The following is a 22,345-nucleotide window of genomic DNA, read 5'->3' as shown; positions in this document are numbered from 1 at the left end:
AGATTCCGATTCACTTACTATTTTCGAGTGTAGACTAGTGAAACGCTACCTGTGTAATCGCTTTTCTTACGACCTGCACTAGGTAAAGAGTTATATGTCTGTAAAAGTCCGAGTTTCAGGTTCCAGCGATCTTTATTATCCAACTTGAAAAGCAACCCTGATTCTGTCGTCACACGTAGAATTTGAGCGGTATCCAAACTGGGAGTCCAGGTTTGTTTATGTTCCAGTTTAGCATGATCTGAAAGTGGCCAGTGGAATTCGACTTCCACAAACATGTCGAATGTGGTTCTGCTTAAGTTGGGATCAGTGTAAATTTCGTGCGTCCCACCAGGACCAATACGTAGAATTAACCGTTTGTCCCCTTCGTTAATGAATCGATACCCCAAACCTGTCGAGAGCGTTCCTCGCCAGTCAAGATTTTCAAATTCATCATAAGTATTTCTGTTTGAAACAAACACAATCCAGTTGGTGGTACGGGCGACATCCATTGTGGCGTTACCATACCAACGATTAGCGTCCCGGACTCCATTTGACTGCCCCCAACGTCCGCCGATTTCAAATTCAAATAAGTTGTCATTGTCAGATTTTTCTAGATAAAGACCTGTTGTGACATAATCACGGTCTGTATTTCCCGCAAGAAACGTGCCTCCCAGTTCCAAACGCTTGGTCCAAACCTCTACATATTCCCAACCTGTATCAACATATTCTTCTATCGTATCTAAGGGTGTTTCTTGTATTTGTTCCGAATCTGGTGCGGGAGGAATACCTAATGGTTCCGGTTCTGCAGTGATCAGAGGAGGCGGCAACAGAGGCAACTCGCCACTTTCGTTATTGACCAGGAGTTTCTCCTCTTGAACAGGCGATTTAGAGTCCAAGTTTCCAGAGCCGAATTCAAGGCGATCTACTAATCCCAATAAGACCGGATAAATCTCGCCATTGGGCAATCTGAACAGAATGTTTCCGTCTTCAAAACCGATACTTTCACCTGAAAATTGTTGCCCATCTTTAAGATAGAGTGTTTCTATCCCTGTAGCATGATCACTGAAAGCAACTCCAGAACTGCTCAGGATATATAATACAAGATGAATCAGAAAAAATCTTATTAGACATTTGGTTCGATTAAGAGTGTGAGAACACCCCATGAAACCATCCGTGGCTGGATAAATCATTCGTAAAATATTGAGATGAAGAAGTACGGCTGGATATAAGAATTCGGCGGTAATTCTAATAATGATAGTAGTTTACCACAATGTGTCTATTTGTCAGTTAGCAGCAGAAATTCAAAAAAATCCTGGGAGCCCCTATTTTCTGATACTGCATTCTAACTTGTTAAAACATCAATGTTTATATAAATCAACTCCTATTGTATTTCAGAAATCTAAGTTTGCCCTCCCAGTCTTGACGATGACAGGGAATACAACAATTCTCCCTGTCGTTGCCCTATCGATTACGGTTTCAAGATTACCTAATCGGTACAACCGGACGTTTTATCTGTCTGGAACTCTTACCTCATCTCATCCTTCCGGCTCTTTTGGCTCAAACTCGCCAAAAAAGAACGCAACATCGAGACTACTTGAGACCTCTCCTCATTTTGCGTGCTAGAGTTTTTTGATTCCAGTTCGTTCCAGTCACAACAACTAAGAACAAACTGCCAATTCTAAATACCAATCCAAAAAGTTAAGTAAATACGGTGTTACAAGCCCAAGTGGCAACATGATTTTTGTCTGTCGTGAGGGGGGGAAGATTTATTATGGGATTCTTAAAAAAATTCTTGAAGACGACCTACCGGGATAACTCTGCGGGGAAAGTACGCAGTAGTTTTGAAAGTCTTTCAGAAGATCAATTGGAAACACACTTGAATATCGCCAAGTATGGCAACTTCATGCTAACTGAAGCCATTCGTCCTTCTTACGATCTGGAAGTCGTACCTCAAGCTGGTTACCGACATGATGTTTACACGGACAAAGAGACTGGTATTAAGATTCCGGTTCTGATGGCATCTGCTTCAAGAGAAGTGTTATTTGATCTGTTTATCGACCTGCTTGATCCACTTGGTACCGAAGTTGATGTTGTACTTGAAACGAGCCACGAAGGTTCTAACAATCAACACCAGGACCTGTATCGCGAACACATGGATTTACCTGTTCTCAAAAGTACGCTCTATGACTATGAAGATTTGCTGCTGAACGATGGCTGCGCAGGGATTGCAGTTCTAAACCCACTCATTCCGCTCGAAGTTCAATTTGATGAGCACAAACTACTTATCATGTACGGGCAGGGAATCGATCAATTCGAAAATATCTTAGATGAGTATGATATCCCCCACATCTCGGATTTAAAATTTATTACGGAAGCAGAACACGTGCATTCATCCAGTGATGAATCGATTGAAGAGTTGGATCAACTAAAATACCGTCTTGGAATTGATATCGAATATTCTTAATCGAAAAATCAATTAGAGATTTCCGAGCTTGAAGTGGGCCTGCCTTCAATCAATAAATATATTGATCAACAATATCTATTAAATCGTCGCATTTTCCTGAGTGGATAATTCTACTTCTTCTGACAGCGAATGATCTGATTTCTTTTGTTTCACTAAACTTGGCCGCAAGAGATTCACGCCCCACTTCTTGGCATCCATTGTCAAGCTAAACAAAGTCGGAACGAGTACAAGTGTAAAGAGCGACGAAACAATCAGCCCCCCCAGAACGACACTTCCCAAACCACGATATAATTCACTGCCTGAACCGGGAAATAAAACCAGCGGTAATAACCCTAGTACAGTTGTTGTTGTCGTCATAAAAATAGGCCTGATTCGGGTACGAATACTTTCCAAAATTGCTTCACGGGGTGACATGTCGTCTTCTTTGATGTGATTTAAAGATTGGTGAATAATTAATATCGGGTTATTTACCACGGTTCCAATTAAAATCACAAAGCCCAACATTGTGAGTACATCCAGAGTCTGGAGTGTAAACAAATTAAGAATACTCAGTCCTACGATTCCACCGACGGCCCCTAGTGGGACACTGAAAATAATCACTAATGGATAGAGCCATGATTCAAACAACGCTGCCATCAAAAGGTAAGTAATCAATAAAGCAAGCATCACATTGAACTCCAGTGCAGCCCATGTATCCCGTAATTTGTCAGCGGTTCCTGACAAGATAATGCGATACCCCCCTACCAATTGTCCGTTCTCTCGCAATGGCTGTACAATTTTCGACTGAATCTGCCCCATGGCATCTTCGAGTGCCATCTCTTCTGGTGGTGACACTTCAATGGTAATCGCACGCTGACGCTCTCGGTGATTGATTTGTTCCGGACCACTTGTAATTTCCACGCTTGCTAAGGCTTCTAATGGCACGAGTGATCCCATGGGAGTCGCCACCGATAATGCTTTGACGTCTTGCGTATTCTGGACGTGTTTCGATCTACCCACAATCGTCAGATCAATTTTATCTCCTCCGAGATAATAATCTCCAGCAAAAGCACCATCAATCAAAGCATTCGCCGTATATCCCAAATCAGCACTACTGACTCCCATTTCGGCTGCTTGAACTAGTTTGGGTTGGATATGAATTTCTGGACTCGAAAGATCAAGGCTGGGAATAGGACGTACTTGAGCAGCCGGCATGATTTGTTTTACTTGTCCCAGAATCTGCCCCCCCATACCCACCAGTTTTTTTAAATCAGGGCCAATAATCTCAACTTCAATAGTACGTCCCCCCGTAAGTCCTCTTTCAAACAGACTGGATTGTTTAGCGACTGCGAATGTCCCCGGCAATTTCATACCTGCCTTTTGGACTAGAGGAATCAACTCTCCCACGCGCTGTGAATCATAAGCACGAATCCCCATAAAGACCTGACGCCCTCGTGCAACAAAAAAGAAATCCCCAATCACAGGATAATCCAGTTTATTGGCTTCCTCACTGGTAGGATCGATATCCCAGTAAGGTCGCAAATCGTTTTCAACGGTCTCTCCCAACTCCATCAGCTGGTTGAGGTTATATCCGGGAGGTGGCAGCAAAATGGCGAAAATTAAATTTCGATTCCCTGTTGGCAGATACTCAACTTTAGGCCACAACTGCCAACTGATGCCTACCGCAGCGCCAACAAGTAAGCCAACAACAAGTAACCGACGAATAAAACCGCGCTGAATCCAGTGATTCACTCCCACAACCATTTTTACAAACGCAGCTCCTCCCGCTTCAATAGGTCCAATCAGGACTTTATGTAATTTACCTTTTGGATTCGGTTTTTCAGACGTTATCTCATCCCGATGCGAAATGTGTTCGTCTTCAATTTCCTGGCCTTCTCTCTTCTTGAGCAAACGAGCGGACGCAGTGGAAATCAACGTCATTGAAACTAATAATGAAAGACCGACGGCAGCACTGATTGCGAGCGCAATATCTCGAAATAATTGACCTGCTTCTTCTTGTATGAAGACAACTGGAAGAAAAACTGCAATGGTTGTCAGTGTTGATGCAAGAACTGCGCCCCAAACTTCTTGAGTCCCTTTAATGGCAGCCCGGAATGGGGATTCTCCCAAAGAATATCTGCGGAAAATATTTTCCAAAACTACCACGGCATTATCAACCAACATCCCAACAGCAAATGCCAACCCAGCTAGACTGATGACGTTCAAAGAACGTCCCAATGCTCCCAGAATCAGAAATGTGCCAATGATACTTGTTGGAATTGCCAACCCAACCACCAAAGCCCCACGGGCAAACCAGAACCCCGCTCCCACAATCAATGCTAAACTGATCACAAAGAACCAGGGAGAGATGAACATCGCAGCGACCGCTGTGAGAAGAATAAATGGCACGAACAGTAGAGTCCGGACACCCAAATGCAGAAAAGACATCAACACAATCATAGTTAATGCCCCGCCGATGAAAATGTTATTCTGTACCAAATCGATAGAGGAATAAATATAATCCGTTTCATCATAAACTTGAACGAGCTGTAAACCGCGTGGCTTTAGAATGTTTTCATCGAGGTCTTTCGTAGCTGCTCGCAAACCATCCATGATATCCAAAACATTGGCTCCGGTTTCGCGGACGCAGTTAATTGCGATACTGGATTCACCAAACCGCCGCACAAGACCAGCCGGTTTTTTATATCCCAAGCGGACTTCTGCAACATCTCTCACATAAACGGGAGCACCATCGCGAATCGCCAGCAACTGATTTTCAACTTCTTCTACATCACGGAACTGACCAATCGTCCGAACAACCCATCGCCGTTTTCCCTCCCAGAAATCCCCTGCTGAGGTATCCGCATTTTGTCCTCGTAGCACAGCACGAACATCTGAAATCGTTAATTGCCGCGCTGCCAATTGTTCTGAATCTACTACTACCTGAAGTTCATCTTCCAGACCACCTAATACATTGGACTGAGAAACTCCCGAGACTCGTTCAAACCGCGCTTCAATTTCATCTTCAGCAAAGCGACGCAATTTTGTGACTTCCAAATCTCGAGAGGGTAATAATCCGCCTCTGACTTCGGGATGTTCTTCGGCTAATAGCCTCAATCGCAGCATCGCTAAACCAGGGTTAGGAGTAGTGCGAATGACTTCCAATTCTTCCTTAATCTCAGGATGTGATTTTTGAAATTCAACTAATTTTTCATCTGATGGTAAACGACTACTAAGAATAAACCAGGCAATCGGACGATCTGCAGCGTTCGAAGTACTGATAATGGGTTGGTCTGCATCTTCTGGATATTCTGGTACCTGCTGCAAACGAGAATTCACCTTCAGTAATGCCTCATCCATATTCGTGCCGACCAGAAACTCAAGTGTGATTGATCCTTTAGAATCCGCACTTTCTGAACTCAGTTTTGTGATTCCCTCCACACTTTTGAGTTGTTCTTCCTGCTCTAGAACAATTTCTCGTTCAACTTCCTGAGGGCTGGCGCCAGGCCAACGTGTCTCTACGGTAATAGTGGGTCTTTGCACCTCTGGCGTCAGTTGCATCGGCATTCGAATTAATGCAACCAGACCGAATAAGACCGTCATCAATACTCCGACAGTTACCTTGACAGGATTATGTACAATGGCGTGAATCAAATTCATTGAAAACCCTCTTTAACCCTCCGACTTCATGGCCTTGGCTTTTGGTTCCGCATCGGGAGATAAGACTTCAGCTATTACAACATCCTGCTCTGGTCTTAAGCGTTCATTGCCGCGTATGACAACAAACGCCCCACGTTTTAAGTCACCCTTCACTTGAATTAACCGACCTTGAGCTACACCAACTTGGACGGGAACAGCACGTGCTTTACCCAGTTTTTGATTTTCTTTATTGGGCTCGACGACAAAAATCATGGGACGAGGACCTCCTAAAACCAAAGCATCCTTGGAAACCAGTAAGGCAGTTTGAGCCGAACCTGTAGGTAGCACAGCGCGGGCTAACATTCCCGATTTGAGGATCGGTCCATTCTTAGTAATTGTATTTTTGATCCGAACTTTAACTGGAAACGTACGAGATCGCACATCTGCCTGCGGGATGACCATGGCTACCTTACCTATAAATACTTCTTCTGGAATAGCAGGAACTTCTACACGAACATCCATTCCCAATCGAACATGTGGCACATGGTTCTCAAGTACTTGAACACTGACATCCACTTCATCTAATGCAATCACTTCGGCAACAAGCTCACCCGAGTTAACCCATTGACCGACTTCCGTATGTTCGGCAACAACGTACCCATTAAACGGGGAGATAATGGTGTGCTTTACGACCTGACTTTCAAGTTTATCAACCAGGGCCTGCTGGATAGCAACACGAGATCGCGCCTGAGCAATTTTCTCTTTTCGAGGCCCTTTCACTGCGAGTTCATAAGCTGCCGTCGCTTCCTGAAATAATTGCTCAGCACGAATTGACTCTGAGACAACCTGTTGAATATCATCATCATTCACTGCTTTTCTAGAATAAAGAGATTCCAGACGTTTACGTCGTTTTTGCTGATATTCGCTACCAGCCTTGGCAGCCATCATGAGCGCTTTGGTTCTTTTTATTTCATCTGGTCGGGAACCATTTTCTAACTCAGTCAGCTCATGTTTGCGAAGTTCTAATTCCGCTTTTTCAGCATCTACTTCTAAACTGACAGTGTTAATCAAGAGTTGAGCCAAAGGTTGTTTGGCGCGCACATAGTCTCCCTCATTCACAGGAAACTCGGAGACACGTCCACCGACGGCACTTCCGATGATACTTCTCTTAATCGGCTGCACAGTTCCGACAAAGGTTTGTCCTGATGCAATTTTCTGCTCCACAATTTCAGCAACGGCTACCGCGGCGGGACCACGTTGAGCAAGCAGTTGTTCAGAAAACAAAAAACATAACAAAAAAAAGGCAACGAGGCTGGTTGCTAATCTCATAAATCCCCTCAATATTATATTAAGTATTATCTATCGTTTATAAATCTGATTTCTTCTTATTTATGCAGTCTCATACTCGGAAGTCGTCACTCCGAGATTTTCCTGCACCTGCATTAATAGCGACTTCAAGATTTCAACCTGTTCCGGTGTCATACCTTGAGTCGCCTTTTTTCTGAGCCGCTTCAAACAGGCCACCATCTGCGACCAAACGGGTTTTGCCTCAGGAAGAACTTTCACCACTTTACGGCGGCGATCATCGGGATCATTTTCACGTTTGATCCAGCAATCCCGCTCCATACGATCCAGGATTCTAACCAGCGTTGGTGGCTCGATCATCATACGCTCGGCCAATTCGACTTGGGAAAGCGAGCCTTCATAAACGAGCCAACCAATCACCTGAAACTGACGGAATGTAATTCCATAAGGTATTAATTCCTGATTTAATGCCTCTTGATAAAAATGCGAGGTAATCGTAATCCAATACCCGATACTTTCCTCAAAGTCGTATTGCAGCATCAGTTTCTCCTCCGGTAGATTAGAAACCCTCATTCATTAGCCAGGCTAATTATTAGCCCTGTTGTATATTATGACAAGAGCGACCGCAACATACAATTTCCATGGGAGTGTGAATTTACGAGGTCATCAGGCGGAAAACGGCAATCTGAGAAGACTTGCAAAGCGAACCGAAACTTGAATGGAAGCAGCAGAAAGCTTCCCCAATCAGCTAAATAGAGTAGACACTCGGGAAACGAGAATCAAAATGGGCCAGAAGTTTTTGGAGCTTCGGAATCGGCTGATACTTCAGGAAGATTCAGAACACAACGAAACCCAACATCTGCAGGAGGCTTCCTCATATTTTCTCCCGAGCGTTTCCAGACGTACCATGCTTGTTGATTTCCTCTTACTGCCCGCATGCTGGGTATCACAGATCTTTTAGGACCCGTCCAATCTCTTACGACTCCCGCATCAGCTAATGTAATCGCAGCCTGATAAGGATTGTTAGAATACCAATCTTCACACCATTCTCGCGCATTACCGGCCAAATCAAAAACACCATAGGGACTTTGATCACCAGGAAATGTTCCCACTGCATCAATTTGTCCTGGCTTACGTACTCTCTGCCAGAGCGGACGCCCATTTCCCCAGGGATATTGGAAACCGGATTCTCCGCGAGCCGCTTTTTCCCACTGAGTTTCAAGAGGTAACTGCTTGCCCATAGTACGTGCATAGTTGAGAGCATCGGTATAGGAGATCCCTAGGGCAGGAAACTGAGCTGGTTGAAGATCATTGCCGGCGGGGCTCGGAATTTTTCCTTTTTGCGCAATCATCTCTGAACGCCAGCGCCGGTATTGTTCCAGAGTCACTTCATATACATCAATGTAAAACGCATTCTGGTAAATCGTGAATTGAGGCTCTGCATTTTTTTCGCCATCATTTATTCCTTGAATCGAAACTCCAGCAGGGACCAACACCATTTCGCTATAATCCCGCGCACAACGAATTCGATGGGGCAGCCCTTGTAATGAATAACCAGCTTCTGCGATAGCAGAAAATCCTTCGGGTAGCTTAAACGAAGAATCAGGTTCGCCTTGCTCTTCCTGCTTTCCACTTGCGGTAATCAAAAAAGTAGAAGAATCGACATCCCCCTGTGCAGGTAACACAACTGAGATTAAGTCATCAGAGCGACTAGTTGATTCGGGTTTTTGAATTTCAAAGTTATGAACATAATCCACAACTTCAAACATATCTTCCGAATTGCCTTCGATTTCTGGCTGCTCTGATTTCTTCTGAAATCTTTTTTTGAGCTTGGAACCTATAGATTTCAGTTTAGGATCTTGAACCGAAGAAGATTTTTCTTTCACAGGAGATCGCTGTACTTGTTGTTCGCTTCCACCACCACAACCAACAGTAGTTAGCAACATTCCCCCAACGAATAAATGGAATGCCCCACAACAAATTTTTCGAATTCGCACCATAGTAGGAACCAATCACTGCTAGTAAATGACTTAAAATGAACATCATTACCCATAATTTTAACATTTCTGTAAGCGAATCATAGCCAAATCCTGCAAGCGTGATCAATTTGTTTCTTGAACAGATTTGAGTAATAGGTCTTCGAAATCGCTCATGTCCGCACAATACTCTGCAATTTGAGGATGAACAAATACACGAACGCGTTTAACAAAATCATCAAATTGCTTCTGAGCCAATGTATCAACGACGGGAGACACTATATGCAGAGGTTGATATTTCGCTTCACGTGACGAATAAATCTCAACATTAAATTCGACTTCACGATGTGTGGGTGGTGCGTCAATTAAAATATCGGTTGAAGAAACGGGCTGATTTAAGCGCTGAGAAAGCCGCTTCGATAAGTTTTCGCTCCATATTACCAACGAAGAAACTGGTTGATGCGCGATCAACTCAAAAACATCAGATGATTCATAATAGCTATATTCAGCAATTCGTTTATACAATATGCGTTTCGTACTGAAAATACCTTCAACTAGTCTTTCACATAATGTGCCTTTCGCCTGTTCTCGTAATACAGAAATAGAATCCGCTTCTGTTAACTTAAAATACTCAGACAAATCAAGCTTCTGATAGAGATGATAAAAAGCGCGGGCAAACATTGTGCTAGCGGAGCGGACCGCATGGTGCCAATAGACTTCGCTAAACATAACATATCGGGCAAATACCATTAACTCTGCTGCAGTTTTTCCTTTGGAACCAATGGCCAAACCATCGCCAGCTTCATTAACCATCAATGAATGAACCAAGCGATTCTTATCAAAGTTACGACCATAGGGCACCCCGGCATGCAAACTATCACGGTCCAGATAATCCATCTTATCAATATCAATGGGACCCGATAAAATAGATCGAACCAGTCGCATTTCTATGGTATCTGATTGAGGGACCAAAATATCTAAAACCTCCTCGGGTTCTATCCCCCACTCTGTTCTCAAAATCCCTGCTAATTCATATTGATCAGATAGAAACTCTCTAGCAAACATTTCATGCCGGGGAATTCCTTCCAATGACATATCTTCAATTAAATGACAAAAAGGCCAATGTCCTAAATCGTGTAGTAAGGCTGCGACAATCAAAACCTCCGCGGTATGTACATCTATTGTAGTAGAGAAGCGAGCGTCTTTCCCTAACTGCCAGAGGTACTGTAACGAATTTTGATAGACCCCTAATGCATGCTCAAAACGTGTGTGCGTCGCTCCAGGATAAACCAGAGCAGTAAACCCCAACTGGGTTATATGCGATAATCTACGAAACTCAGTTGTATCAACGAGTGCACGAACACGGTCCGTAAATGGAACATCCTGCTGATAAGGAATGCGAACTAAGCCACTACCAGACTGTAAGTTCGAAATTTCCGGAATCGCAACATAAGGATGATTCATATGTGGATGATCAATTCTTCTTTTTCATTTCTGATTCAGGCCAGTAGTGTCGATCGATCATTGGGAGCAAACAGGTCTTCGACAACTGAAGCAATCATTTCATTATTTTCCTGTGCGCCTTCTGCGCACAGCGCCTCCCATAAGATCCGTCCAGATTTGACTGCCGCCTGAACTTTTGAGGGTAATGAAGAGACTTGTAACACGGATGGAAGATTATGCTGCATAATTGCAACAGACAATGCATTGGGAATCTGTTCTATCTGATCAATCGATTCAAAATCTATCATACCCACCAAGAGTGGATTGACACGTCCCTGAATCAAAGACCGAACATCATCTTGATAGGCAATCAATGGTTTTCCCAACATCCAGGCCATAGCCGCTTCTGAAACGGCACCTTCATCGGGTGTACGTCCATTTAAATTCCAAACCATTGCCTCGCACTCACTGACTAATTGATAAACATCCAAGGCAAAAATGGCTTCATGTAAGAATTGAGCTGCCATAGGAGCATCCCAGTTTCGTTCGACTAAAACATCTAAGACTAGGCGAAACTCCATTCCATCACGATGAGGCAGATATACTGAGTAACCAGAGTCAGACAATAGATTGGCAATAGACATCATCTCTTGACGTTCAGATCGATTAAATAAAGGGCCAGCACAGTAAACACGAATCTGCTCATTAGAATGTTTCATGGTCAAACCTATGTTGCTTCCTTGCTGAAAGAAAACCATTTAGAATATTAACAGACGGGATCCTTTTCCAATTGTAGCAACACTCGGTATTTTTTCACCTAAACCGCATTCTTTTCAGATTTCTTCTCTAAAATTTGTGAAGTGAATCGCCTATCTTGTCACAAGAAGCACGCGCGAACCTGATTTCAGATAGAAATTGATGAACCAAACAACCACCCCATCTTCGCAATTTGATAGACGACGATTCACTTATGCGCTGCTTTGTGTCCTGCTGGGAAGTGGTGCTGTCACATTATCAATTCAGTCTATACTCAGCAATTTAAACATTGCTACGTTATACGTTAGTGCGACGCTCTGGCAGGACCTCGTTCAAAATTGGTCTGGTACAATCGAACCAACCACTCAATCAGCTCTGATCCCGTTTTTCCCTTTGATGGGTTATCTATTAATCATATCCATTACAACATGGGGTATTGGATCATTTCTCATTTCCAAAGTGTGTGGCTCCTCTCTAAGCATGGCGTTTACAAACTGGGGCTGGAAAGGTTTCCGCTGGTGGTTGCTGCCAGCAGCCTGGGAACTGCTCCGCATCACAGCTTTCATTTTGGGCTGGACCAGCTTGGAAAGCCTCTTATTGGCGACATCACAATTCTGGTTTTCTCTCACCATCGCAGGTTGGATGGCTACGTTTGCCTCTCTAATCTTTCCCGTTTCTTATTTGGAACTCACTCCAGAATCGCTGGAAGCAAAACGGACACAAACAATCAAGATCCCTCTCGGAGCCTGGCTCATGATGGGGGTGTTTATCTCTCTGTTCACATTTATGAACTGGAGACTGTATGAAGGTTTGCTGATCCCGCATGGTGACTCTGCCATGTATGAAGAACACCTCTGGAACATCACTCATGGAAAAGGATTTCGCAGTTATCTGGATCAAGGATTATTCTGGGGAGAACACATTCAGTTCATCCATCTACTTTTACTTCCTCTCTATCTGCTTTGGCCCTCTCATCTACTATTGGAATTGTGTGAGACACTGGCATTAGCGATCGGCGCAATTCCACTCTACCGGATGGCTGTACGTCACAGTCATTCAACCATGATTGGCAAAGCAATGGTGGCTGCATACTTATGCTACTTTCCTTTACAGTTTCTTGATATTGCGATCGACTTAAAAACATTTCGCCCTATTTCATTTGGTGTTCCCGCCCTGCTCTTTGCGCTGGATGCGATTGAACAAAAACGCTGGAAATCTGCTATTCTTTTGCTGGCACTTACATTAACTGCCAAAGAAGATTATGCCATCATTCTCGGACCGTTAGGACTCTGGATTGCATATCAACAATGGCGAGAAAGTAAACAGGACAGCACCACAACAAAACCAGACCTCTTCAAAGTCCTCACTCCCGGAATCAGTCTCTCACTTTTTGCTGTTATTTATCTGTCATTCGTCGTGAAAGTCCTCATTCCCTGGTTTCGTAGTGGCGAACAAGTCCACTATGTGGGGTACTTCAGTAAATTTGGAAGTTCTCTCGGTGAAGTAGTACAGAATATATTATTCAATCCATCCTTATTGTTCGGTGAATTAGTTCGGCCCGACACTTTTATCTACGGATTGGCTTTAATCGTACCGTTAGGTTTTCTCCCGCTGTTTTCTCCGAGTCGCTTACTAGTAGCGGCACCACTCTTTGGATTACTTTGTCTGAATGAATTAGCACATGACCCTCGACACCACTTCCATGCTCCCATAGTTCCCATTTTGTGTTGGGCGGCGGCAATAGGATTAGGTAATATTCCTGTTTTCATTAAACGCTACTCATTGAAAACTAAGATTACCGCGGCACAGACATTCGCGACTCACTTCACTTGGTGCTCTGCCATTGCAACGGGACTTTTTTTCAGCCTGGGTCCGATGGGGTTGGTTTTCTGGGACTCTGGATCTAACTGGTACTGGAAAAAACTTTATGTTCCCGGAGAACGCGCTAAACAATTCACTAAAGTGATTGCACTTATCCCACCGGAAAGTCGTGTTGCCTCCACTGACTTTGTGCATCCCCGTTTTACGCATCATGCTCGATCTTACGACTACAGCGACTATCGTCGTAAGGTGAACGATTACCGATCGGGCGTGCCCGCTGATACCGATTTTATCATTATCGATACACAACACCCCTATAGCCAAATTAAGACCCCCGATCAGATCCCGGAATACAAAAATGCGCCTGATCAATGGGAGCTGATTCCAGATCAGACAAATGGGCATTTTATAATTCTCAAACGTAAATCAGAATCCAATTGAGAACCTGATGCTAAAATGCAAAGAGACAGTTGCTCTCAAATTTTGAAAAACGAGCTTCATTTTCAATAATTTTTTGAATAATTCGTAGAGTAGCCCCCCCGTTTCGAGTGACTTGTGGTGAATCTCCAGCTATGTTATCCCGCAAGATCGAATATCGTTTCAGGCTCTTTCAGCCAGGCATTATCAACCAACCCTATATCAGACACGATTTGACTCAAGGTTTTTGTAACACAAATTGTAGTCGTCCATTTGGACATGAGATTGAAACATGGCACAACAATATATTATGCAACTGGAAGGCGTCACCAAAGTCTATGAGCAGAAAGAGGTTCTGAAAGACATTTGGCTTTCATTTTTCCCTGGTGCAAAAATTGGTGTTTTGGGTACAAACGGGGCTGGTAAAAGTACCCTTCTGAAAATCATGTCAGGAGAAGATACCAATTTCTCTGGCGATGCCCGACCCGCGAAGGGAATTAAAATTGGTTACTTTAAACAGGAACCAGATTTAGATCAAACACAGACGGTTGATGAGTGTATTGCAGAAGCAGTCGCTGAATCACAGGCAATTTTAGATCGATATAATGAGGTCAACCTAAAATTCGGAGAAGACCCCTCTCCCGAAGAAATGGAAAAACTGATCGAAGAACAGGCAACACTTCAAGATCAGATTGATGCAGCGAATCTTTGGGAACTTGATCGGACACTGGAGATTGCGATGGATGCCATGCGGGTTGCCCCTGGTGACTCAGTAATTGGAAATCTGTCTGGTGGTGAACAACGTCGTGTCGCGCTCTGCAAAATATTATTACAAAATCCTGATCTGTTACTTTTAGACGAACCGACCAACCATCTTGATGCGGAATCGGTTGCATGGTTGGAACGCTTCTTGCATAGCTTTCAAGGCACAGTTGTGGCCATCACTCACGATCGCTACTTCCTCGATAATGTCGCTGGCTGGATTCTGGAATTGGAACGAGGCAGAGGCATTCCGTTTGAAGGCAATTATTCATCATGGCTGGAGCAGAAGCAGGCTCGGTTAAAAGTAGAGGAAAAACAAGAATCCAAACGACAGAAGTTTCTCAAGAGGGAACTGGAATGGGTTCGCATGTCTCCTAAAGCACAGGCTTCCAAAAATAAAGCACGTATCCAACGTTATGAAGAACTTGCTGCAGAAGATTACGAAAAACAAGATGATGCTTCCGATATCCAAATCCCCATTTCCAAACCACTCGGAAGCAGAGTACTCATTGCGGAAAACCTCTCAAAATCCTTTGGTGACAAACTCTTATTCGATAACTTTACTTTTGAATTACCCCGCGGTGGGATTGTTGGCGTCATTGGACCCAATGGTGCAGGAAAAACAACTCTGTTTAAAATGATTATGGGTCTGGAGCAACCTGATAGTGGGACTTTGGAACTGGGAGAGACTGTTCAATTATCGTATGTAGATCAGAGTCGAGATGCATTGAATCCAAAGAAAACCGTATATGAAGAAATATCACAAGGTCATGAGCATCTGGTGGTCGGTAAGTCCAGCATCCATGCCAGAACTTATGTAGGCCGCTTCAATTTCAAAGGTCCTGATCAACAAAAGTTGGTAGGAGAACTTTCGGGGGGGGAACGTAATCGCGTCCACATGGCAAAATTGCTTCGTTCAGGCGGTAATCTCCTTCTTCTTGACGAACCGACTAACGACCTCGATGTAGACACACTTCGTTCATTAGAAGAAGGTCTGGAGCACTATAGTGGATGCGCACTGGTCGTGAGTCACGACCGTTGGTTCCTGGATCGTTTAGCGACTCACATTATCGCCTTTGAAGGCGATAGCACAGTTCGATGGTTTGAAGGAAACTACAAAATGTACGAAGCCAAACGTCATGAGGAACTTGGTAAAGATGCGGACTCTCCTCACCGACTTCAGTTCAAACCACTTTCACGTTAGGAGTCAATTCTTTCCATAATAATATAGAACCACTTAATTACTTTCTTCTATTGCTGGTTCTACTAAATGTTGAAGCCGGATCATAATCGGTTTTTAAGTTCGTATAGATAGGATTTTCCTTTGGTGTTTTTTTCCTGGTCACTTCCACTTTTGCCATTTCGACGATTTTTTTTGCAGTCAATAATTGAGCTGTTGAGAAAAGGGGAACACCACCGGCAATAGTACGGTGTTTTCTTTGTTTAGCAAGTTCCTGCCAATCCATATGGCTCGATAAATGCCATGCGATAGCCTGCATCATTTCCCAGTCGTCGTAGCGAGGGTTAAACTTTTTGAGTAATAAGATCAGCGCCTTGTCTTGAACCTGGGTTTCAATAGGTCGCAGCTCGTACGTCTTGAGGCTGGAGGGACTTGGCTTCCCATGCTCCAAACACACTGACTGCAAACGTAATCGTACTGTCTTTTCTGGCGGGATTGTGAACAGGCCTTGAAAATCAAAGTTCTGGTTATTTCCTACAGGAGTGAGATTTCCTCCCACTGATTGACTATTCCCTGTTTGTTGTTGAGGGTTATTCTGAAGCGCCTGTAAAAAACCATTATTGGGGTCCATCTGCTTGAGAACATGGACAGATGAGACAGCATCGGGAATTTTTACTGTGATCGGCTGTTGTGTCAGATTTTTAATAAAAACGGATGACTTATAAGCACTGACAGGTGCCACTCTGACACTCAATTTCTGACTTTCAATCCCCTCAAATAATTTGACATGTGGCACATCCGGTTTCAATGTCAATGTTGTAATCATACGATTACGAGGTGTGCCCTCAGCAGGATTACTCCCAACCCAGACTACGGAAAAGAATATCCCCAATATCATGAGTAGCTGTATTCGTTTGACCATTTTCAACTCCTGTTTAGCAAATCTACAGATAGTGATTTGAGATCACTGTTCAATGCGTAAGTATTTACAAAGCATATGTTCAAGAGATGCACACAAGAAACGTGTGCGTTCATATTGATGTCAAAAAAGAAATGCCGTTGGAGCGCGACTTCAAATCTAAAAAGGGAAACTGAACGACGATCACTTTACAGGACTCGAAAAGTCTGTGATATTGAGCAGGATTATTAGATATTTTAAAGAATTGAATAAAGACATGCTGCTCTATCCTTACAATAACAACTTGCTTTGAAGAATTCAAATTCTTTTCATAAATAATTGGAACTCATCTAATGAAAGACTCAAGTCGAACTGTGCGCTGGGGTATCTTAGGCACTGCTCGTATTGCAGAAAAAATTAGTATCGCGATTCATCAAGCTGAGAATGCTGAGCTCACATGCATTGCGAGTCGTGACTCTCAAAGAGCCGTTGATTGGGCACAAAAACATCATGTCAAACGTAGCGTAGGCAGTTATGAAGCGCTTTTGGCTGATTCAGAAATTGATGCCGTTTATATTCCTCTGCCTCCCTCTTTACATGGTGAATGGACTGTCCGAGCAGCAAGGGCCGGTAAACATGTCCTTTGTGAGAAACCATTGGCATTAAATGTCAATCAGGCACGAGAAATGCGCCGAGTCTGTTTAGAGAATCAAGTTCAACTGATGGATGGTGTCATGTGGTACCACCATCCACGAGCACGTGAAATCCTCCAAAAAATTCGTAGTGATGCACTCGGCGAACACCGCCGTTTTACTTCTGCATTTACTATCTGCTGGGACAACATTCCTGAAAATGATTTACGCCTCCAGCGAGACTTGGGTGGTGGTTCTCTGGGAGATCTTGGTTGGTATTGTATAGGCGCTACACTATGGGCTTTTAACGAACTACCGCAAAAAGTTTTTGGTACATCGCGCTCATATGAAGATAACGATGTCGACTACAATTTTTCAGGTACCATGTGGTTCAGTAAAGATCGAATTGCTTCTTTTGATTGCGGTTTTGATGTCTGTATGCGTAAGTGGTTTGAAATTGCCGGTACCAAAGCATCTTTGGTTTGTGATGACTTCACACGTCCTTGGGACAATGGTAGACCTAAGTTTCATATTAATGACGATCAAGGGAATTCCATAAAGTATGAAACGGAAGATCCACTCCAAGAAACGTGTATGATCAATCATTTTTGTGATATTATTCGCTCTGGTCGATTGGAACAGCAATGGTCAGATCTGGGAATTAATACACAAAGGGTTCTTAATGCGATTGATTACTCTGCTCGTACAGAACAAGTCGTAAATCTGGCTGATTTCTTCCCTCAATAATCTCCATAAAAAAACACCCTCATCATGTTAAATGATCAGGGTGTCTGAGGTGGAGACCTCCGCCTCGATGCAAGCCTGCTTCCTATGCGGAAAACTTTATCTATTTCGCGGTCATAATGAGACGCCTAGTTGTTGTAACCTCGTCCTTCACGAACAGGGCCACGGTCACAAACGATGTCGTTTTGACTGTCACAGAAATCAACCCGATCATTGAAATCACTTCCAAACGTATAGCCCTTGTGGCCTGAGGCACCGGAAACATAGAAGCTCTGGTTGACCCGACCAAATGCACTACCAACATCTTCCAGTTCCTGGTTAATGTTGTGAGCGACTTCGCTCAGCCCTACAATCATCGCCAATACGGCAATTGTTGAAACGAGCACTAACTCGGAAGAGATAATAAATCCGGCCTCGTCGTTCATCAGTTGAATCAACACGGTTTTCATGGTGATAGTCTCCAGTTCATAAAGTGGGTATTGGGTTTGTTTCGGGTTTTAAAATCTGCAGGGTTGGTGAAGCCCTGCAGACAGTCTTCAGGAAAGAAAGGACGTTTCGGAGGTTGTCATTCGGTTTTTCAGGGAACGATTATTCAACGTCCCACTGACCAGCACAGAAGTCAGTCGAATCGTAAAAGCTGCTCGATTCGGTGCAGGCTTTGTGACCGTGTGCATGTTTGAGTTTGAAAGACTGATCGATGCAGGAGAAGGCACTGCCCACATCTTCGAGTTCATTGTTGACGTTTAAAGCGACTTCAGACAGTCCGACGATCATTGCCAGAACGGCGATACTGGAAATCAAAACAAGCTCGGCAGAAACAATGAATCCGGCTTCGTCGTTCATCAGTTGAGTGAAGATGTTTTTCATGGTGTTGGTCTCCCTGGTGTTAAATATGAATGCTTTGCATCGAGTTTTGTGTTTTCAAGTTGATACAGGGATGTAAAGCAAGCTGAATACCAAAAGGGGCTCTGCGCTAAAAACTTTTTACATTCTGTTCAAAATCAGAAGCGTAAGTCATTAAGAGATCGTCAGATAGAAAAAATGTGCTCTGGACATTTTTCTCAGCACACGGCAAACCGAGACCAAAACAGAATGAGGCGAATTCACAACGCTTTAAACGTTGAAAAAGGGTTTAAACACGTAAACCATTTATAGAGAAGCAGTTATTGCCATGTAGCCTTAAAACAGCATGATGCGAAAAATCAACATGAATTCTCCAAGAAGAACAATCAGCTTAGTCATGCCCCAGTGCAACCGTTAAGCTGAGAGAGTTCAATTGAAACCAGCAAATCATAGCTTGATTTCAATCAAAAAATGAAAAAAGTCACTGATATCCATGATTTACTTCGTCTCATACTCTTGACCTCAGAGATTTACAAGACATAATCTCAAGCAAAGGTATCTCGTGCCTTTACCAACGATAGTCGGTTTACAAGTGACTAGGTACGAGCTAACTTGCGGGTGTAGCTCAGTGGTAGAGCACCACGTTGCCAACGTGGCTGTCGAGGGTTCAAATCCCTTCACCCGCTCTTTTTTGCTGGCATGATCTTAAGGGATAGAGACGCAGACCCCTTCAAATTAGATAAAGGGGCAGATTAATACTGTAAATAGTATCACAAGAAAAGCAACATCATAGATTGCAACTGCCACCCTTAGATACAGTGCAAGATTTGATCAATGCCCCCTAAGCTATTTCTCACACATCATTAAAGAAAAGGATTGGACCGTGTCCGACGAACTCGCAACAACTGATACAACAGAGGGAGAAGCCGTATCTGCGGATGGCGAGTACAAGATGTCTGTAACCGCCCAGATTGATGAAGTTGGTCCCTGTAAAAAACATGTTACTGTGACTGTGCCCCGGGCAGATATTGATCATTTCTATTCCGAATCAGTTTCAGAATTAGGTGGTCAGGCGACGGTACCTGGATTTCGTGTTGGTCATGTCCCGCGCAAGCTTGTTGAAAAACGGTTTCGGCAAGAACTTTCCGATCAGGTCAAACAACGGATTTTGATGGAAAGTCTTGAGCTAGTCGCTGAGGATAATGACCTTGATCCAATCAACGAGCCAACCATTGATGTTGAGACTCTGCAGATTCCTGAAGAGGGAGAATTCAAATTCGAATTTGAAGTAGAGGTTCGCCCCGACTTCAAACTCCCTGAATATAAAGGCTTAAAGCTGGAGCGTCCGGTTCGGACAATCGAAGATCAAGATGTGGACCAATACTTAAATCGCTTCCTCGGTCAATATGGTGAAATGGAAGAACGAGAGGGAGCAGCTGAAAAAGAAGACTTACTGGAGCTCTCTATAAAATTTGAACATGATGGTAAAACCCTCAGCGAGATCAATGAAATTGTCGTTCCCCTGCGTCCTGTATTTCGTCTCCAAGATGCAGAACTTAAAGATTTCGATAAATTAATGGATGGTGTCAAGGCTGGCGAGACTCGAGAGGCTGAAATTGAAATCTCCGAAGAAGCTGAGCAAATTGAGATGCGAGGAGAAAAGGCACATGCCATCTTCACCATCAAAAATGTTAAATTTATTCAAATTCCAGAAATCAACGAAGAACTCCTGGAAAAAGTAGGAGCGAAATCGGAAGAAGAACTACGAGAAGAAGTAAAAAATATTCTCGAACGTCAAGTTACCTATGAACAACGACAATCAACACGTTCACAAGTTCTGGGCAAAATCACAGAATCTGCAGATTGGGACCTTCCAGAATCATTGGTCTCAAAACAAGTAGAAAACGCTTTAAGACGTGAAATCCTGGAAATGCAGCAAGCTGGATTTTCGAGGCAGGATATCCAGGCACGAGAAAACGAAATTCGTCAACAAGCAATTTCCTCGACTCGTCAGGCACTTAAAGAGCATTTTGTGCTCGATAAAATTGCATCTACCGAAGAGCTAGAAGTGCAGCCTAATGAAGTTGACATGGAGATTTACTATATGGCGATGCAGCAAGGGGAGAGTCCTCGCAGGGTTCGAGCTCGTCTGGTGAAATCGGGTATGATTGAAAACCTCGAAGCTCAACTCCGTGAACGCAAAGCCGTTGATGTCATTCTAGATAAAGCAGAATACAAAGAAGTAGATATGGATCCACCACAGGAAAATCAAATTTCTGCCGTCGCAAGATCTGTCTGTTCTACTTTCTCAGCGACAACCGGTGAAGAAGAAGCAGGTGAAGCGTAACCATTGCATGGTCTCTTCAGCTATTTGCAATCTATCACAAAGCGATACTGTCATCACAGTATCGCTTTTTTAGTTATTTTCAGAACACAATTGATTTGTTCTTCTCCCCAAGAGATATAGTAAGAACACTTAGCAAAATATTTCAGTGGGTATCCTTTATTTATGAGCTCCACCGAACCACTTGACTGCCAACAGCTACTCTATCAACCAGTGATTCTGTTAGGTGCGAGCAATCTGACTCGAGATTTCCCACTTATCATAAGACTGCTTCAAGCTTCAATTGAATCACCACTTGAAATTTATACTGCGATGGGACATGGGCGTTCTTATGGAAATTGGAGCCATTTGCTCTATCGTGCACTTCCAGGAATCTCAAAGTGTGAGATTTGGGATGTGATTTCTGCAAACAATACCGAGACTCGAAAACCAATCGCCCTGTTAACAGACATTGGTAATGATCTAATTTATGGACAATCTGTTGATGTTATCTTTGGATGGATCGAGTCTTGTATAAGTCAATTACAGAAAATTGATGCGCGCATTACAATTACGCTTCTCCCCGAAGAAAGCATTTCGCAGCTCTCAACGATTCGTTTTGAATTAACTCGACGACTATTCTTTCCCAAAAACAAAACTTCTCTGACAGATCTCAAACAAAGAGTACAGTTACTGAATCGTCGACTCTCTGAACTCGCTCAACAAGATCAAATTGCAATTGTGAAAATACCGTCTGACTGGTATGGATTCGACCCTATCCATTATCGATACTCGCGAAGAGCCACGCTGTGGAAAAGGATCCTCTCGGATTGGGATTTTTCATTTTCTTCGAACCACTCAATTCAAAATCGCTGGTTTGATTTCCTCTATTCGTTCTACCATTTGCAACCAGCACTCAAACGACAATGGGGCAAAACCTACCATTCGCCGCAACCAACGCAAATTTTAGATGATGGAACTCGCATTTCTGTATTTTAAGTTTGCTCATTTAGTACCTCACTTCAGATAGATCAAGCATACAGTAAAATTTTAGGTACTTCTGGGAACTCAGACATTGGACGTTGTACATATTCCACTTTGTGCGATCCAACAGTTCGATCTATTTTTTTGGTATCCGCTATGAAAGTTTCATTACATCCAAATCTGAGCTAAAATGTCATAAT

The 22,345-nt window shown here is 43.4% G+C and carries 16 protein-coding genes and 1 tRNA gene; 7 read left to right on the top strand and 10 right to left on the bottom strand.

The window, feature by feature from the left end; genetic code table 11:
• Positions 1-17: 17 nt before the first annotated feature.
• Positions 18-1,142, bottom strand: coding sequence for a YdiY family protein (locus V202x_RS18735; protein ID WP_197992959.1), 1,125 nt, complete (start codon positions 1,140-1,142; stop codon positions 18-20).
• A gap of 608 nt (positions 1,143-1,750) precedes the next feature.
• On the opposite strand from V202x_RS18735, the gene V202x_RS18730 reads away from it, so the two are divergent.
• Positions 1,751-2,443, top strand: coding sequence for a hypothetical protein (locus tag V202x_RS18730; protein WP_145178169.1), 693 nt, complete (start codon positions 1,751-1,753; stop codon positions 2,441-2,443).
• 78 nt (positions 2,444-2,521) lie between these two features.
• On the opposite strand, the gene V202x_RS18725 is transcribed toward V202x_RS18730, so the two are convergent.
• From V202x_RS18725 to V202x_RS18700, 6 genes are all read right to left on the bottom strand, one after another.
• Positions 2,522-6,082, bottom strand: a complete 3,561-nt coding sequence (locus V202x_RS18725) for an efflux RND transporter permease subunit (protein WP_145178167.1) — start codon at positions 6,080-6,082, stop codon at positions 2,522-2,524.
• Positions 6,083-6,094: 12 nt separating this feature from the next.
• Positions 6,095-7,390, bottom strand: a complete 1,296-nt coding sequence (locus tag V202x_RS18720) for an efflux RND transporter periplasmic adaptor subunit (RefSeq protein ID WP_145178165.1) — start codon at positions 7,388-7,390, stop codon at positions 6,095-6,097.
• Positions 7,391-7,450: 60 nt separating this feature from the next.
• Entirely contained in the window at positions 7,451-7,906 is a 456-nt protein-coding gene (locus V202x_RS18715) for a MarR family winged helix-turn-helix transcriptional regulator (RefSeq protein WP_144985308.1), read from the bottom strand.
• A gap of 239 nt (positions 7,907-8,145) precedes the next feature.
• Positions 8,146-9,366 (bottom strand): formylglycine-generating enzyme family protein, encoded by a 1,221-nt coding sequence (locus tag V202x_RS18710; RefSeq protein ID WP_145178163.1) that lies wholly within the window; start codon positions 9,364-9,366, stop codon positions 8,146-8,148.
• A gap of 102 nt (positions 9,367-9,468) precedes the next feature.
• Complete coding sequence (locus V202x_RS18705; RefSeq protein WP_145178161.1) at positions 9,469-10,806, bottom strand: HD domain-containing protein; 1,338 nt, start codon at positions 10,804-10,806, stop codon at positions 9,469-9,471.
• 35 nt (positions 10,807-10,841) lie between these two features.
• A complete protein-coding gene (locus V202x_RS18700; RefSeq protein WP_145178159.1) occupies positions 10,842-11,504 on the bottom strand; it encodes a nucleoside 2-deoxyribosyltransferase in 663 nt (220 codons plus the stop codon).
• A gap of 199 nt (positions 11,505-11,703) precedes the next feature.
• On the opposite strand from V202x_RS18700, the gene V202x_RS18695 reads away from it, so the two are divergent.
• Both V202x_RS18695 and ettA read left to right on the top strand, forming a co-directional pair.
• Positions 11,704-13,803, top strand: coding sequence for a DUF2079 domain-containing protein (locus V202x_RS18695; protein WP_145178157.1), 2,100 nt, complete (start codon positions 11,704-11,706; stop codon positions 13,801-13,803).
• 268 nt (positions 13,804-14,071) lie between these two features.
• The gene (gene ettA / locus V202x_RS18690) at positions 14,072-15,745 is read left to right on the top strand and encodes an energy-dependent translational throttle protein EttA (RefSeq protein ID WP_145178155.1); all 1,674 of its coding nucleotides are present in this window, start codon (positions 14,072-14,074) and stop codon (positions 15,743-15,745) included.
• Between the two features lie 37 nt (positions 15,746-15,782).
• On the opposite strand, the gene V202x_RS18685 is transcribed toward ettA, so the two are convergent.
• On the bottom strand, positions 15,783-16,643 hold the full coding sequence (locus V202x_RS18685) for a hypothetical protein (RefSeq protein WP_145178153.1): 861 nt from the start codon (positions 16,641-16,643) through the stop codon (positions 15,783-15,785).
• Between the two features lie 329 nt (positions 16,644-16,972).
• Between V202x_RS18685 and V202x_RS18680 the strand changes: the two genes are divergently transcribed.
• A complete protein-coding gene (locus V202x_RS18680; RefSeq protein ID WP_145178151.1) occupies positions 16,973-17,998 on the top strand; it encodes a Gfo/Idh/MocA family protein in 1,026 nt (341 codons plus the stop codon).
• A 125-nt stretch (positions 17,999-18,123) separates the two neighbouring features.
• Here the strand turns inward: V202x_RS18680 and V202x_RS18675 are convergent, their stop codons facing one another.
• Positions 18,124-18,444: a branched-chain amino acid aminotransferase gene (locus V202x_RS18675; protein WP_144985300.1), complete on the bottom strand. Its 321-nt coding sequence runs from the start codon at positions 18,442-18,444 to the stop codon at positions 18,124-18,126.
• A gap of 139 nt (positions 18,445-18,583) precedes the next feature.
• Positions 18,584-18,862, bottom strand: coding sequence for a Flp family type IVb pilin (locus tag V202x_RS18670; RefSeq protein WP_145178149.1), 279 nt, complete (start codon positions 18,860-18,862; stop codon positions 18,584-18,586).
• Between the two features lie 590 nt (positions 18,863-19,452).
• Between V202x_RS18670 and V202x_RS18665 the strand changes: the two genes are divergently transcribed.
• The 3 genes from V202x_RS18665 to V202x_RS18655 all read left to right on the top strand — a co-directional run bounded on the left by V202x_RS18665 (position 19,453) and on the right by V202x_RS18655 (position 22,160).
• Positions 19,453-19,524: transfer RNA gene (locus tag V202x_RS18665), tRNA-Gly, on the top strand.
• A gap of 197 nt (positions 19,525-19,721) precedes the next feature.
• Complete coding sequence (gene tig / locus V202x_RS18660; RefSeq protein ID WP_145178147.1) at positions 19,722-21,185, top strand: trigger factor; 1,464 nt, start codon at positions 19,722-19,724, stop codon at positions 21,183-21,185.
• Positions 21,186-21,347: 162 nt separating this feature from the next.
• Positions 21,348-22,160: a hypothetical protein gene (locus V202x_RS18655; RefSeq protein WP_145178145.1), complete on the top strand. Its 813-nt coding sequence runs from the start codon at positions 21,348-21,350 to the stop codon at positions 22,158-22,160.
• Positions 22,161-22,345 lie beyond the last annotated feature (185 nt).

The sequence above is a fragment of the Gimesia aquarii genome, assembly GCF_007748175.1.
Lineage (GTDB): Bacteria > Planctomycetota > Planctomycetia > Planctomycetales > Planctomycetaceae > Gimesia > Gimesia aquarii_A.
This window is presented reverse-complemented; position numbering and strand designations above follow the sequence as displayed.

What these genes read in the sequence shown, in the direction of transcription:
- V202x_RS18735 (WP_197992959.1), bottom strand. Translation starts at nt 1,142, where the DNA reads ATGGGGTGTTCTCACACTCTTAATCGAACCAAATGTCTAATAAGATTT.
- V202x_RS18730 (WP_145178169.1), top strand. Translation starts at nt 1,751, where the DNA reads ATGGGATTCTTAAAAAAATTCTTGAAGACGACCTACCGGGATAACTCT.
- V202x_RS18725 (WP_145178167.1), bottom strand. Translation starts at nt 6,082, where the DNA reads ATGAATTTGATTCACGCCATTGTACATAATCCTGTCAAGGTAACTGTC.
- V202x_RS18720 (WP_145178165.1), bottom strand. Translation starts at nt 7,390, where the DNA reads ATGAGATTAGCAACCAGCCTCGTTGCCTTTTTTTTGTTATGTTTTTTG.
- V202x_RS18715 (WP_144985308.1), bottom strand. Translation starts at nt 7,906, where the DNA reads ATGCTGCAATACGACTTTGAGGAAAGTATCGGGTATTGGATTACGATT.
- V202x_RS18710 (WP_145178163.1), bottom strand. Translation starts at nt 9,366, where the DNA reads ATGGTGCGAATTCGAAAAATTTGTTGTGGGGCATTCCATTTATTCGTT.
- V202x_RS18705 (WP_145178161.1), bottom strand. Translation starts at nt 10,806, where the DNA reads ATGAATCATCCTTATGTTGCGATTCCGGAAATTTCGAACTTACAGTCT.
- V202x_RS18700 (WP_145178159.1), bottom strand. Translation starts at nt 11,504, where the DNA reads ATGAAACATTCTAATGAGCAGATTCGTGTTTACTGTGCTGGCCCTTTA.
- V202x_RS18695 (WP_145178157.1), top strand. Translation starts at nt 11,704, where the DNA reads ATGAACCAAACAACCACCCCATCTTCGCAATTTGATAGACGACGATTC.
- ettA (WP_145178155.1), top strand. Translation starts at nt 14,072, where the DNA reads ATGGCACAACAATATATTATGCAACTGGAAGGCGTCACCAAAGTCTAT.
- V202x_RS18685 (WP_145178153.1), bottom strand. Translation starts at nt 16,643, where the DNA reads ATGGTCAAACGAATACAGCTACTCATGATATTGGGGATATTCTTTTCC.
- V202x_RS18680 (WP_145178151.1), top strand. Translation starts at nt 16,973, where the DNA reads ATGAAAGACTCAAGTCGAACTGTGCGCTGGGGTATCTTAGGCACTGCT.
- V202x_RS18675 (WP_144985300.1), bottom strand. Translation starts at nt 18,444, where the DNA reads ATGAAAACCGTGTTGATTCAACTGATGAACGACGAGGCCGGATTTATT.
- V202x_RS18670 (WP_145178149.1), bottom strand. Translation starts at nt 18,862, where the DNA reads ATGAAAAACATCTTCACTCAACTGATGAACGACGAAGCCGGATTCATT.
- V202x_RS18655 (WP_145178145.1), top strand. Translation starts at nt 21,348, where the DNA reads ATGAGCTCCACCGAACCACTTGACTGCCAACAGCTACTCTATCAACCA.